The 15,086-nt window shown below is 39.1% G+C and carries 12 protein-coding genes; all 12 read right to left on the bottom strand.

Going from position 1 to position 15,086, the window contains the following annotated elements:
* Positions 1-55: 55 nt before the first annotated feature.
* On the bottom strand, positions 56-1,546 hold the full coding sequence (gene glpK, locus KR50_RS09390; RefSeq protein WP_041057627.1) for a glycerol kinase GlpK: 1,491 nt from the start codon (positions 1,544-1,546) through the stop codon (positions 56-58).
* On the bottom strand, positions 1,506-2,384 hold the full coding sequence (locus tag KR50_RS09385) for an MIP/aquaporin family protein (RefSeq protein WP_052476922.1): 879 nt from the start codon (positions 2,382-2,384) through the stop codon (positions 1,506-1,508). The genes glpK and KR50_RS09385 overlap by 41 nt, the downstream gene beginning before the upstream one ends.
* A gap of 170 nt (positions 2,385-2,554) precedes the next feature.
* Positions 2,555-3,112, bottom strand: coding sequence for a glycerol-3-phosphate responsive antiterminator (locus tag KR50_RS09380; RefSeq protein ID WP_041057624.1), 558 nt, complete (start codon positions 3,110-3,112; stop codon positions 2,555-2,557).
* A 151-nt stretch (positions 3,113-3,263) separates the two neighbouring features.
* Positions 3,264-3,482: a hypothetical protein gene (locus KR50_RS09375; RefSeq protein WP_041057621.1), complete on the bottom strand. Its 219-nt coding sequence runs from the start codon at positions 3,480-3,482 to the stop codon at positions 3,264-3,266.
* Positions 3,483-3,870: 388 nt separating this feature from the next.
* Entirely contained in the window at positions 3,871-5,736 is a 1,866-nt protein-coding gene (gene mutL, locus KR50_RS09370; protein WP_041057618.1) for a DNA mismatch repair endonuclease MutL, read from the bottom strand.
* A gap of 30 nt (positions 5,737-5,766) precedes the next feature.
* Positions 5,767-8,346 carry a DNA mismatch repair protein MutS gene (gene mutS / locus KR50_RS09365; protein ID WP_041058197.1) on the bottom strand — a complete coding sequence of 860 codons (2,580 nt, stop codon included), beginning with the start codon at positions 8,344-8,346 and terminating at the stop codon, positions 5,767-5,769.
* Positions 8,347-9,006: 660 nt separating this feature from the next.
* Positions 9,007-9,549, bottom strand: coding sequence for an outer spore coat protein CotE (cotE, locus tag KR50_RS09360; protein WP_041057616.1), 543 nt, complete (start codon positions 9,547-9,549; stop codon positions 9,007-9,009).
* Between the two features lie 550 nt (positions 9,550-10,099).
* A complete protein-coding gene (locus tag KR50_RS09355) occupies positions 10,100-10,450 on the bottom strand; it encodes a hypothetical protein (RefSeq protein WP_041057613.1) in 351 nt (116 codons plus the stop codon).
* A 139-nt stretch (positions 10,451-10,589) separates the two neighbouring features.
* Positions 10,590-12,110 carry an acetaldehyde dehydrogenase ExaC gene (exaC, locus tag KR50_RS09350; RefSeq protein ID WP_041057610.1) on the bottom strand — a complete coding sequence of 507 codons (1,521 nt, stop codon included), beginning with the start codon at positions 12,108-12,110 and terminating at the stop codon, positions 10,590-10,592.
* A gap of 434 nt (positions 12,111-12,544) precedes the next feature.
* Complete coding sequence (locus KR50_RS09345; protein WP_041057607.1) at positions 12,545-12,976, bottom strand: RicAFT regulatory complex protein RicA family protein; 432 nt, start codon at positions 12,974-12,976, stop codon at positions 12,545-12,547.
* Positions 12,976-14,520 carry a tRNA (N6-isopentenyl adenosine(37)-C2)-methylthiotransferase MiaB gene (miaB, locus tag KR50_RS09340; RefSeq protein WP_041057605.1) on the bottom strand — a complete coding sequence of 515 codons (1,545 nt, stop codon included), beginning with the start codon at positions 14,518-14,520 and terminating at the stop codon, positions 12,976-12,978. Before miaB ends, KR50_RS09345 begins: the two co-directional genes overlap by 1 nt.
* A 299-nt stretch (positions 14,521-14,819) precedes the next feature.
* Positions 14,820-15,080, bottom strand: a complete 261-nt coding sequence (locus KR50_RS09335; protein WP_041057602.1) for a stage V sporulation protein S — start codon at positions 15,078-15,080, stop codon at positions 14,820-14,822.
* Positions 15,081-15,086: the final 6 nt, after the last annotated feature.

The raw sequence follows: 15,086 nt of genomic DNA, 5'->3' as shown, positions 1-15,086 counted from the left end.
CTCTCTACATCTCTACCCATTTATTAACTTGTTTACACTATACCATACCCTGTTTTTATTTAAAAGCCATAGCTGCTTTAACTGCTTTTTGCCAGCCGGCATATAATTCTTCACTTTGTTCATTTTCAAGGTCCGGATCAAAATCCTTCTCCACTTTCCACATATCCGCAATTTCCTGTCTGTTTTTCCAGTAGCCTACCGCAAGGCCGGCAAGATAAGCTGCACCCAGAGCTGTCGTTTCACTGATTACAGGACGCTCTACAGGGACCCTCAGCATATCGCTTTGAAATTGCATCAAAAAGTCATTTTTGACCATTCCTCCGTCTACTCTCAACCGATTCAATTTAATGCCTGAGTCCTTTTCCATCGCGTCGAGTACGTCTTTGGTTTGATAGGCTAATGACTCGAGAGTGGCACGGATAAAATGTTCTTTAGTACTCCCTCTTGTTAAACCGAACACTGCTCCCCTGACATCACTATCCCAATAAGGTGTACCCAGGCCAACGAATGCAGGGACCACATACACACCTTCTGTTGAATCTACGCGGCTGGCGTAATCCTCACTCGCCGGAGCTGTCTTCAACATTCTCATTCCATCACGCAGCCATTGTACTGCTGAACCTGCAACAAATATACTGCCTTCAAGCGCGTATTCAACCTTGCCGTCAATTCCCCATGCAAGTGTTGTGAGTAATCCATGCTCTGAAACAACCGCTTTGTCACCAGTATTCATTAACATAAAACAGCCAGTTCCATAGGTGTTTTTTGCCATTCCTTTTTCATAACAAGCTTGGCCAAACAAAGCAGCCTGCTGATCTCCGGCTGCTCCAGCAATCGGAATTTCCTGTCCGAAAAAGTGATAACCGACCGTCTTCCCATAAATCTCAGATGAAGGCTTAACCTCCGGAAGCATAGACGCTGGCACTCCTAATATTTCTAAAAGTTCTTCATCCCATTTTAAGTCGTAAATATTATACATGAGAGTCCTTGAAGCATTAGAATAATCGGTAACATGTGCTTCACCGCCTGAAAGCTTCCAGATCAGCCAGCTGTCAATCGTTCCAAATAAGAGTTTCCCCTCTTCTGCCTTTTCTCTTGCTCCGTTAACATGATCAAGAATCCATTTTACCTTCGTACCAGAAAAATAAGCATCAATTAACAGACCGGTCTTGTTTCTGAATGTGTCATTATATCCCTGTTTTCTTAAGTCTTCACAAATATCAGCAGTTTGCCGCGACTGCCATACGATTGCATTATGTACCGGCACACCTGTTTCTTTATCCCAGACCACCGCAGTTTCACGCTGGTTAGTAATTCCGATCGCTTCAATCTGTTTGGCAGATACACCTGATTCTGACAAAACAGAAGCGATGACAGACAGCACGGAGCCCCATATTTCATTGGCATTGTGCTCTACCCAGCCTGGCTTTGGAAAAATTTGCTGAAATTCCTTTTGAGCAATTTTTACAATTTCACCCTTCTTATTAAATAAAATTGCTCTTGAACTAGTCGTTCCTTGATCCAGTGATAAAATGTACGTCTCCATTTTTTGAATCCCCCTTAGCAGATAACTGCTCATTTTTTTGAGTTTGCGTTTCTTTTTTATCAGCCAGCAAAGCTAGCAATAAACAAACAACTGTAGCAATTAAAACAATCCAGAGCCATATTGTGTGCTCTCCTGTGAAGATCGTTTTATAAAACACACCAGCTAAAGACCCTCCCAGAACTGGACCTAATACAGGCACCCATGCGTACCCCCAGTTGGAGTTACCTTTTCCTGCAATGGGAAGAAAGAAATGAGCGATTCTTGGTCCCAAATCTCTGGCAGGATTGATTGCATAACCAGTAGTTCCCCCCAGTGAAAGCCCTATTGCTACAATCAGCATTCCAACAATAAAAGGGTTCAACCCTTCTGTAAAATCATTCGCCCCAATTGATAGAATACCAAGAACCAAAATAAACGTGCCAATAACCTCACTCAATAAGTTTGAGAAAAAATGAGGAATAGCAGGACCAGTCGAAAACACTCCAAGTTTTGTTTCCGGTTCTTCTGTAACTTTCCAGTGCGGAAGAAAATGAAGCCACACGATGACAGCACCGATTATCGCTCCGATTATTTGAGCAAGAATGTAAGCCGGTACGCCTGACCATTCAAAATCCCCATTAAATGCGAGACCAAGAGTCACTGCCGGATTTAAATGCCCGCCGCTAAACTGCCCAACAGCATAAACGGCCATTGCTACACCCAAACCCCAGCCGAAGGCAACGACAATCCATCCTCCTTCAAAAGCAAGCGATTTCTTTAAATTTACATTGGCAACGACCCCTGCTCCGAAAACTATTAATATAGCAGTTCCAATCAACTCTGCCAAAAACGTGCTCATAAAAACGCCTCCAATCATATAGTTAACCCGGTAAAAAAAATAAAGAGACTCACGGACTTTTTCCTTTGCAGGTGTAAAAGTACATGTGAGTCTCTTCATCTCTTCACGAATCATTAACTTGAATAAAGCTTAACAAGTTTTGAAAACGCTGTCAACCGCTTTTCTACTATTCAATCAGAAAAATGGTTCCACAGTGAATGAGAAGAAGTCGTAATGGCACATGCACCGGAAGAAATGGCATCTTCCACTTCCTTAGGTGTATCTATTAATCCGCCTGCAATGATTGGTTTACCAGTTTTCTCTCTAATTCTATCAATTACCTTAGGAACAACCCCAGGCAGGAGTTCAATATAATCCGGGTCTGTTTTCTGGATTAACTGGACGCTTCGTTGCAGGGCATTGGAATCAATCACAAATGTTCGCTGAATTGCCTTTACATTGAGCTGTCTTGCTTTTTTAATAACATTGCTTTTTGTTGATATTATTCCATAGGGTTTGATTGTCTGACAAATAAATTCACAAGCATGCTCATCATTGGATAAGCCTTGAATTAAGTCCATATGTAAAAACATTTCTTTTCCTTCTGAACGTGAATAATCAAAAACACTCTTAAGCATGTTGATATGTAAATCTAAAAAAACACCATAGCGAAAAGAGTACTTAAGCATTTTATCAAAGTCCTTCATAGACCGAATTGCCGGTAATAGTTGCTGTCCTTCAAACGACATAGGCGGACCCCCTTAAAAGTTCATCTATTTTTTAAAAAGTCAGAGCGCAAAGTGATTACCCAGCAATCTTCCACATTGCTGCATTACCCCTTAAAGTGTAATGAATTTTCACATAAAAAAGCATACTTATTCAGTTAAGACGCTAATTTTTTTAAAGGAATTCATCTTCCCGATCCTTTTTAACGGAGTAAAAGATTAGGGAAATTCCCAGAATAATTAACGCAAAAAGTGAAAGAATCGATATACACAAAAGTGTTGAAGTGAAAAAATTCACTTGAACAAAGCTGGCATAGTATAAAGTGGTTGAAGCAAAGGCCAAAAAACTGAATAGTACAGTTAATTTCCTGGTTACCACTATTGTGAAGAACATTTACTGCCCCCTCAGGTTTATGCCAATTAGTTTATTAATTACCCATTTTATGATCATGATAAGCATGTCATACTTCCTTTTATAAAAAGAGACTGTCACAAAACTACAAAAGATAGTCAAATTGAGTCTTTTTAAACGTCAGTAAGAGGTAACGGAGCGGAAGGTTTCGACTCCAGCAGGATTTTCCGGTTGCTTAAGACTTTACAGGGAAAGCCAAAAAAGGCTCAAGCAACCGTCTCTGCCTCCGCCTGAAGGGAAGTGAACAGGTCAAAGAGCCTTAAGACACAGTTGTTCCAGGCTCCCTTTATCAGAGCAGATAAATGAACGTACATGTCAACTGAATACAGATGCTGACCCTAAAACCATCTTATAAATAATTTTATGCCAGCTACATCACTCTCTTAAACATCTTTTCCATTTCGTACGTTGAGTAATGAATAATAATCGGTCTTCCATGAGGGCAAGTAAAAGGATCCTCCGTTTTTCTTAAATCCGTTAATAATTGCTGCATATCTTCCCGTCTAAGATAATGGTTCGCTTTAATAGATCCTTTGCAGCTCATTAAAATAGCCGCTTCTTCTCTGAGTTTACCGACGTCCACTTTTTTCATTTGCAAAAGCTCGCCAATCATTTCTTCAATTATATTTTTTTCTTCTCCGTGCGGAAACCAGGTTGGATAACCTCTAACAATAAATCCATTTCCGCCGAATTCCTCTAAAAAAACACCTACATCTTCCAGATCTTGTTTGTTTTCTAGAATTTTTATTCGTTCATCGGTTGAAAAATCCAGTACTAAAGGAACAAGAAGATCCTGAAGCTCAGATTGCACATCTCCGACTTTCTTTTTAAAATATTCATATTTAATTCTTTCCTGAGCAGCATGCTGATCGATAATATATAAACCGTCCTCATTCTGAGCCAAAATGTAAGTTCCATGCATCTGCCCAATAGGCTCTAAAAGAGGCACTCTAGAAGAGATACTCTCCTGTTCATCATGTACTTCATGAGAGGAGAGTGAAACTTTTTTCTCATCCAGATATTCTTCTGCCTTACTGCCGGGAAAAACCGTGTCTTCTTTTGATAAGACTGGCTGAGTCTCCCTGATTTTGTCTTGTCTAACCATATCGGGATCTTGAAAAGTATCTTTCTGCAGGGACTGTATATTTTCTTTGTCCACCTGATGTCGAACAGGCTCATGAAATGAAAAAGCAATTTGCTCAGAAGGCCTTATCGTTTTAGCAGGTTTTTCTTTTTCTCCACTTGGGATAAGTGATTGGGTTTTAAACAGCTGCGTTATCGTATCAGTGATTAATTGAACCAGTTCCGCTTCTTTGCTGAACCTCACTTCCTGTTTTGAAGGATGAACATTTACATCCACGAGTAACGGATCCATTTCAACTGATAATAAAACAATTGGAAAACGTCCGATGGGAAGAAGAGTGTGATAGCCCGCTTGAATAGCACGAGTAATAGCATAATTACGAATAAATCGTCCGTTAACTAAAATGGAAATATAGTTTCTTGAAGCACGTGTGATTTCCGGAAGTGCTGCGTATCCCTTCACTTGAAAATCAAGCGATTCGTTCGTAAATGAAAGCATTTTTTTTGCAATATTTATACCGTATATGGCTGCGATGACTTGTCTGACATCACCATTTCCATTAGTCTGCAGCAATGTTTTGCCATTATGCCGCAGACGAAATGAGATTTCAGGATGAGATAAAGCAATCCGGTTAACAATATCTGTTACATTACCGAGTTCTGTATGAACGGTTTTAAGGTATTTTAATCTTGCAGGGGTATTATAAAATAGTTCTGAAACGAGAATGTCAGTGCCCTGCCTCGATGCAGACGGTTTTTGTTCGATTACTTCTCCACCATGCATTTTCAGGAACAGGCCTGTACTTCCTGTAGAAGTTTTAATTTCAATTTTTGAAACAGACGAAATACTGGGAAGAGCTTCCCCCCGAAAGCCAAGCGTTCGGATTCGGAACAAGTCATGCTCATTTTTTATTTTACTTGTTGCATGTCTTGAAAATGCGAGGAGTACTTCATCAGACTGAATCCCTGCCCCATTATCCCTGATGCGGATGCTCGATAACCCCGCTTCTTCAAGATCCAATTCAATGATCGTTGCTTTTGCATCCACAGCGTTTTCAACGAGTTCCTTCACGACAGATGCTGGGCGTTCCACTACTTCTCCAGCTGCTATTTTATTGGCCAGTGCTTCGTTCAGCTGACGTATTTCACCCATATGCTTTCGCCCTCCTCTTCAATCAGCTTATTATTTCGCCTCGTTTTTAGCGATCTTTTGCACACGGTACAATTCATTCATTGCTTCAAGCGGCGTCATTTCCAATACATTTAAATTCAATATTTCCTGCTGTATGTTGTTTGTTTTTTTCGGTTTTTTATTTTTAGGATTATGAAATAACGACAGCTGTCCAATTTCTTCGTCCTCATAAACCGCTGTAGTCATTTTAGTTTTAGGTTTGGCTTCAAAACCTATAAGAAGTTCGTTCGCACGATTTATTAGCTTATCCGGCAAATTAGCCAGCTGAGCCACGTGAATGCCGTAGCTTTTGTCTGCAGGCCCCTGTTTGATCTTATGCAAAAAGACAACATGTCCATCTTGTTCTGCAGCAGCGACATGGACGTTCACCAGACTGTTGAGTTTATCTGATAATTCAACCAGTTCATGATAATGAGTGGAAAACAAAGTTTTAGCTCCAATATGATCGTGAACATGTTCAATGATTGCCTGAGCCAAAGCCATACCATCATACGTAGAGGTTCCGCGGCCTATTTCATCGAATAAAATTAAACTATCTTGAGTAGCGTTTGCAATTGCGTGCTGGGCTTCAAGCATCTCTACCATAAACGTACTCTGTCCTGAAACCAGATCGTCCGCTGCGCCGATCCTTGTAAAGATACGATCAAAAACAGGAAGATTTGCTTTGGCTGCCGGAACGAAACAGCCTATTTGACCTAATATGGCAGTTAAGGCCACCTGACGCATATAGGTGCTCTTTCCTGACATGTTAGGTCCAGTGATTAACAGCATTTCGCAGTCTTTATGCATTACACAGTCATTAGGGACATATTCCTGTGCATCCATTACTTTTTCTACAACGGGATGCCTGCCGTCTGTTATTTCAATTTTCCTATCCTGGTTGAAGGTTGGTTTCACATAATGTCTGGTTTCACTTACAGTCGCAAAGCATTGTAAAACATCAAGCTGACTTATTACAAGGGCCAGCTTTTGAAGTCTGGGAATCTCTTTTTTAACTTGCTCTCTGATTTCTTGAAATAAGGAATACTCAAGCTCTGTAGAGCGCTCCTGTGCCTGAAGGATTAATTCTTCTTTTTCTTTTAATTCGGGTGTAATAAATCGTTCAGCATTAGACAGAGTCTGCCTGCGTTCATACAATCCGTCTTGAAGATTTCCAAGATTTGCTTTAGTAATTTCAATATAATATCCAAAAATTCGGTTATAACCGATTTTTAATGAACGAATACCTGTTTTTTTTCTTTCTTTCTGCTCTAATTCAGCAATCCAGGTTTTTCCGTTTCTGCTTGCGTCTCTAAATTGATCCAGTTCCGAATTAAATCCATCCTTTATAAAATTACCATCTTTAATGGTGAGCGGCGGCTGATCTATGATGGACGATTGCAGAAGCTGCAATAGCTCTGGGCAAGGATCCATCGACTCAGCTAATTTAATACTTTCCTTATGATTCATTTCAGCAAGAGTTTCTTGAACGACTGGAACTTGCTGCAACGATTTTTTCAGCTGTACAAGGTCTCTAGGACTGACATTGCCAAATGCAACTCTGCCTGCAAGGCGTTCTAAGTCATATACTTCTTTTAAAGAGTCTCTTAGAGATTCTCTCTCAAAATATGCATCCATCAGCCCTTGAACAATAGATAATCGATGATTAATATCTTCCGTTTTGACCAGTGGCCGATCGATCCAGCGTCGTAACATTCTAGCGCCCATAGCCGTCATAGTTTCATCGAGCAGCCATACCAATGACCCTTTTTTTCCATTTCCCCGGATAGTCTCTGAAAGCTCCAAGTTGCGTTTAGAATTAGGATCCATTCTTAAATAAGCATCAATTTGATACGAAGCAGCCTTCTGCAAGTGATCAAGTGAACGCTTTTGGGTTGCTGAAACATAATGAAGCAGCCTGCACATGCTGATAATGAGCTTTTCCTGTTTTATTTCTTTGAGTACTGGTTCAAATGATGCTTCTTTCGAACAATCATCCATAACGGAAAATGAATGAATGTCACGTTCTTTTAATTCTTTTTCAATTGCAGGGTCTTCGTCAGACGCCATAACAATTTCTCTTGGTTTTATATTAATAAGTTCATTAATCGCTTCCCTGACTGAATCAATCATTGTAACTTTCGTTTCACCGGTTGTAAGATCAAGATAACCAATACTGAACGAACCGTCCTGAAATCCTGTTAATGCAGCCAGATAATGATTTTCTCTTTCCAGCAAACTTTTCGATTCCATCACTGTTCCCGGTGTAATCATCTGAACAATTTCTCTTTTGACGACCCCTTTGGTTTGCTTGGGATCTTCTGTCTGCTCACAAATCGCTACTTTAAATCCTTTTTGAATTAACTGTTCGATATAGCCTGAAGCTGCATGATGCGGGACGCCGCACATTGGTATTTTTTCTTCAACCCCTCCATCACGAGCAGTCAACGTAATTTCTAATTCTCTTGATGCGCGCAATGCGTCATCAAAGAACATTTCATAAAAGTCACCAAGTCGAAAAAATAAAAAGGCATCCGGTACTTCTGCCTTTATCTTTAAATATTGCTGAATCATAGGTGTATAAGTTTTCATACGTTCAAGCTCTCCCCGATCTCTTCCGAATATCATGCTATCAGTATAGCATATCCTTTTTATTAAACTCATGAAAGCAAAATACTCCTCATTGAACAAAAGGATCCTAAATAATTATTTCTTTTTCATTAGACTTGTGCGTCAAATTATAAAGGGTTGCACTTTCCTGTGGGCACAACAAATGTACATTTAAATGATAAATTATTTATAAGAGGTAAGATTGGAAATAAACGATGGTTAGATTATCCAGTCTAAGCAAAGGATCCAAAGCTGCAGCAAGACATTTTTATAGAAAATAAATTTGAAATTTGGCTTCTGGCATCAATGGCTTCGCTTATTGCCGTTAAAGGAGTTATCCATTAGTGGTTGCTTCAGTTGGAGGATGAGGAGCAATAAACATAGGAATATACGATGGCAGGATCTGGTTGCCAATTATTGAAAAACTTATTCCTGGTGTATTTTCTCTTCTAACAGGTTGGGCTTTGTCAAATTAAACACGATGAGCATCATAGTGGTATGTAGTATGGTGATCATAAATAAATCGGTATGTAGTAACAATTTAAATAATATGAAGGACCAGGACTGCAAAAGCTACAAGAGAAACAAAACCAACTTCCTGAGTAGAAGAAAATAAAAAAACCAGGTGAAAGATCACCTGATTTAATGCCTTTTTGAATCCTCAAAACCTAAAAAGTCCGTTTTGATTTCATCAATTTCATCATCGTCAATATCATGATCCCAATCCTCTTCCATTCCATCACGATGGAAAATCACACACATCTTTGTTTCTCCTACGCATTCAACGACAATTTCTCGTTCAACTTGTACGATGACCTTACTTCCACAGTCCGAGATAGAGGCTTCGAGGCAATTCGGCTGTTGCAGAACCCGTGCGATAATCTCATTATCATCATAATAATCTGAATCCCGATATTTCAGCTTGATCGTATCCCTGTACGTGACGTTCTCAATGACTACTGATGTTTTGGTGTTATCATGATGCGAATACCAGACGTTAACATCAAAACTGCCGTGGACCTCAACCTTTTTTCCCACTTTTTTTGCTTCATATTTATGGTTGATGATCCAACAGCCTAAAATACTTGTTGGACGATGAGGCGGGTGAATGGTGTGATGAGATTGCGTAAACTTTCGGCCCTTGGCCACGACGGACTTTGTAATAATTTCTCTGTACTCCGACATTCATGCGGCCTCCTTTCATTTCCTTTTATCCTATGCTGAAAGTTCAAGGAATGTGCGAAAACCTATAATTTTTCAAATAAACTTGTTTGTTTTTCGTTTGGACAGTAAGGAAAAGGGGTCTAAAAAAAATACTTAAGAACTCAGTTCTAAATTAGATTGTAGTGTAATTACTCAAGCATACTAACGGATAGCGGTCACTCCTTGTTGTCACAAATAGATGATTTAGTCCATATTTTTATTCTTTACTTGAATTATATGCAAGGGATGGCAAAAGGGATTATTTAATTTAGCGCCACAACTATTCATGTTATAAAAGCACCTCTTAAAGGTAATTCCTATACTTTATAAAGCTTATGTAAAGTAACATACCTGCTGCAATATATATTTTAAACCTTTTGAGTTGGCGTCATACCTGCTATATATAGTAGATAATTATATGTAATAAGTACAAAAGATGAGCAGTATTTGTTGATTACCGGTGACAGCAAAAGAAGTAAAATTATTTCTCTTCAAATAAAAAGAGAAGCAGTGAACTGCTTCTCTCGTGGTTTTATTGATTGTATCCCTTGACTGTTTCTTCATCCAAATGGGCATCTGTTGTACCAAGAATTTGCAATGCTTCATTCGTTTCATCGGATGAAACTTTAAATTCAAGAATATGAGTAAAATTTTCAGATGATTGATTCTTTTCATTTTCATTGTTCCTTGACACCATACCAGCATTAGCTGCATTTCCCCCTGCTGATGAAAGATTAAATGCAGGTACAATGAATAATTTATTATTTCCATCATCAGGAATAGAATCCACTCTCGCCTCGCTGATGCTGATTCTTTGAAGTTTCATCAATGCTGTTTCTGCGTCATTTTCACTTTTAAAGTAAGCCTGTAAATGATTTAACATGTCTTCATCTTCCTTCCAGCTTTTATTTCTTTAACAATACCCTTTACAAGCTTTTTAAAACGCTTACTTATTTGATTTACTTCATAATAATCATTATGTTGCAGGCTTGACTATTTTCAGTTTAATCGATTCATCAGGTTTAAAAAAATCCAAGCTTTTTGGGACTGTAGCTTACAAGCATATTTTTCGTCTGCTGGTAATGATTAAGCATCATCTTATGGTTCTCTCTTCCAATACCGGACATTTTATATCCTCCAAAAGCAGCATGAGCTGGATATTGATGGTAGCAGTTTGTCCAAACGCGGCCCGCCTGTATGCCTCTTCCAAATCGATAGGCAGTATTGATATTACGAGTCCATATGCCCGATCCCAGGCCATAAAGAGTGTCATTGGCTATCTCCATTGCTTCTTCTTCTGTTTTGAATGTAGTAACGGATAAGACAGGTCCAAAAATTTCCTCTTGAAAAACCCTCATTTTGTTATTGCCTTTAAAAATTGTCGGCTGAATATAATATCCTTCCGCATTTTCTCCTTCTTGCTTATTTACTTCTCCTCCTACAAGCACTTCTGCACCTTCATCTTTGCCTATTTGTAGATAAGACTTGATTTTTTCCATCTGTTCAGTAGATGCCTGTGCACCCATCATTGAATTAGGGTCTAGAGGGTTTCCTGTATTGATTTGTTTTACACGTTCGATCACTTTTTCCATAAAACGGTCAAAGATATCTTCGTGGATTAAAGCTCTTGATGGGCACGTGCATACTTCTCCTTGATTCAATGCAAACATCAATAGACCTTCCACTGCTTTATCCACAAATTCATCATCTTCATCCAGGATGTCTTTAAAGAAGATATTTGGAGATTTCCCTCCAAGTTCTAAAGTTACTGGAATTAGATTTTCTGATGCGTATTCCATAATCATTTTCCCAGTTGTCGTTTCTCCCGTAAAAGCAATTTTAGCAATCCGTTTGCTTGAAGCAAGCGGTTTTCCTGCCTCTAAACCAAAACCATTTACAACATTCACTACTCCAGGCGGTAAGAGGTCACCGACTAATTCCATTAGTAAGAGAATTGAAGCAGGTGTTTGTTCAGCTGGTTTTAGCACTACACAGTTTCCCGCAGCCAGTGCCGGTGCCAATTTCCAAACTGCCATTAATATCGGAAAATTCCATGGAATAATTTGCCCTACAACGCCAAGCGGCTCATGAAAATGGTATGCAACGGTATCTTCATCAATTTCTCCTATACTTCCTTCTTGAGCACGAATAACACCTGCAAAGTATCGAAAGTGGTCAACAGCCAACGGGATGTCTGCATTTAATGTTTCACGAACAGCCTTACCGTTTTCCCATGTTTCTGCAACAGCAAGCATCTCAAGGTTTTCTTCCATTCTTTCAGCAATTTTATTTAAGATGATTGAACGTTCCGTTACAGATGTCTTCCCCCAGGATTCTTTAGCCTGATGAGCAGCATCCAACGCTTTTTCAATGTCTTCTTCAGTAGATCTGGCTACCTGAGTAAATGCTTTACCGTTTACTGGTGAAGGATTCTCAAAGTATTCACCTTTAACGGGCGCCACCCACTCTCCTCCTATGTAATTATCATATTTCGGCTTAAATTGAACAATGGATCCTTCCGTGTTTGGGTTTGCATACGTCATTCCGTCAGCTCCTATTCTGATTTAAAGTTTATTTTCTTTTTGTAAACGCTTTCAATTTGAGTTAAAAAAATGTACCCTTATACCTTTTTATCAAACTATCAAATCATTGTCAATTTTCAGAAACTTTAAAGCAGTCTATTATTCTATTTTTTACAAAGTTATTTCTCACTGCTATCTTCTGTAACCCGATGACCACAGTCGGTATTCAACACATTTTTCATCAACAAGCTGAGTTTAAAGGTTCAGGCAGTCGTGATACCTTCCCCAATGACTATTTCCGGTAAGAAAGGATGATGAGTAATTCTCTCTAAATCAAAAAATGGCCTCATGAAAGTGTATGTATCTTCATGGGCCATTTTTATTTATATGATAACAACTTTGTCACAGCTTCTTAATTTTTGAGCTACATTAAAATTTAGCGATCTTCTAAGAGATTATGAACAGCTGCTGCCGCCCTTACGAACCTGTGCACCCGTTTCACCTTTTAAGATATCTCCGCCTGTTTGACGGATAATTTCGTCGGTAACTGAATTGGAGACGGTATTTGCTACTATTTGTAAAAGCTCATTTACTTCAATTTGAGACTGCTTGAATTCTTGTACAATTGGTATTTCATCTATTTCAGTTTCAATTTTTTCAATTTTAGCTTCAATCATTTTTAAGGCTTCGTGCTTGCCATAATGTTGAAAGTTCACTGCTTGTTTTTGAAGACTTTTCAAGCTGGCAATTTTTTCTCTTATTTTTTGATTTTCCTGGATTTGTGCTTCTGCACGTTTGAAGAAATCAACTTCTTCAGTAGCTGTAATCATTTTTGCAAGATCTTTCGCTTTTGCAATAATTTCTTTTTTTGAGTAATGTTGTTCCATTATACATTCACCTCAGCCGGCTTAACCACTTCTACCATTTCACCATTCAGGCTCCAGGTTTTGGCATCCGTTATTTTTACTTTTACTAATTGACCAACAACTTCTTTAGGAGCAACAAAGTTCACAAGTTTACTTGTTCGTGTATACCCTGAAAGCACATCGGGATTTTTTCTGCTTTCCCCTTCAACAAGAACTTCCATAACCTGACCCTCAAGTTTTTTGAGTGCTGCATTGGACATGTCATTTACGAGATTATTTAATCGCTGAAGTCGCTCTTTTTTTACCTCCATTGGAACATTGTCTTCCATTTTAGCAGCGGGTGTGCCATCTCTTGGAGAATAAATATATGTGAAGGCTGTTTCAAAACCAACTTCTTTATACAATGTGAGGGTTTCCTCAAACTGTTCTTCCGTTTCATTTGGAAAGCCTACAATGATATCAGTCGTTAGAACAGCATTGGGAATCGCTTCACGAATTTTGCCCACAAGGTTGATAAAATGCTCCCGGGTGTATTTTCTGGCCATTAGCTTTAAGATCTGGGAAGAACCGTGCTGAACCGGCAAATGAATATGTTCAACCAAATTGCCGCCCTTTGCCAATACTTCGATCAGATAATCATCAAAATCACGAGGGTGGCTTGTTGTAAACCGGATCCTTGGAATATCAATTTTTCTTAGTTCATCCATCAGCTGACCAAGACCATACGTCATATCACCGAAATCTTTTCCGTAAGCATTTACGTTTTGACCGAGCAGTGTAATTTCCTGATACCCCTGTGAGGCCAAATGACGCACTTCCTGAATGATTTCTTCCGGACGTCTGCTGCGCTCTTTCCCGCGAGTGTAAGGTACGATACAGTATGTGCAAAATTTATCACAGCCGTACATAATGTTAACCCAGCCTTTAATGGCCCCTTTGCGTACACGTGGAAGGTTCTCGATCACATCCCCTTCTTTAGACCAGACTTCAACAACCATTTCTTTACTCATATATGCTTCATTTAAGATGTTTGGCAGGCGATGAATATTATGTGTCCCGAAAATGATATCTATATGCTGATGTGTTTTCAAAATTTTATTAACAACTGACTCTTCCTGAGACATACACCCGCACACACCGATGATTAAGTCTGGACGTTCGAGTTTCAGCGGTTTTAAATGTCCAATTTCACCGAAAACCTTATTTTCAGCATTTTCCCTGATGGCACATGTGTTCAGTAAGATTACATCTGCATCAGCAGTTGAATCGGTAAGTTCGTAGCCTAATTGCTCAAAAATACCTGCCATAACTTCTGTATCATGTTCGTTCATCTGACAACCATATGTTCGGATATAAAATTTGCGTCCTTTTCCCATTCCCTGGAATTCAGGATCGATTTTAAAATCTTTATGATAACTTACTTCTTCTTTTCCTCGTTTTTTTGCATCCTTTAATGATGGCGGGCTGTAGACTGTTTGAAAATACTGACTATAGTCTTTTTCTTGCTTGCCCTTGGCAGGTGTCACGGAGGCCTGTTGCCCTGCAAGACGCTGCTCTTCGTTCATGAGAAAATCCCCTTTCTATCAAAACACAAAACATCACTTATTTTTCTTTTAAGCATTTTCTTCTACTAAAGTGATGAAAATGCTGCTAATTACACGTCCCTATAGTATAAAGGGTCTTCTCCTCATATACAATAGAGACGTTGCTATTGTCGAAATTTCGTCTTTTTCTTATCTGTTTTATAACAAAAAAAAAGAGAAAGAAGCTTTTGAGGGCTTCTTTCTCCTTTTAATCGATCACGCATTCTTACTTTACATAAAAAAACCTGTAATGACCTTTCAGGCAGTTAAGCTTTTTTCATTCACCTTGGTTCAACAATTAATTTCATGGCAGTACGGTCTTCCCCATCAATTTTAATGTCTGTAAAAGCAGGAATGCAAATTAAATCTACACCTCCAGGGGCAACAAACCCTCTGGCAATAGCGACTGCTTTAACTGCTTGATTCAGTGCACCTGCTCCAATTGCTTGTACCTCCACCATACCCTGTTCACGCAGCACACCAGCCAGTGCTCCTGCTACAGAGTTTGGATTCGACCGTGATGACACCTTCAGGACGTCCATTGTGTA

This window comes from Jeotgalibacillus campisalis (genome assembly GCF_000829515.1).
Classification (GTDB): Bacteria; Bacillota; Bacilli; order Bacillales; family Jeotgalibacillaceae; genus Jeotgalibacillus; species Jeotgalibacillus campisalis.
Note: the sequence above shows the minus strand (reverse complement) of the source record. Positions and strands in the feature narration are given on the sequence as shown.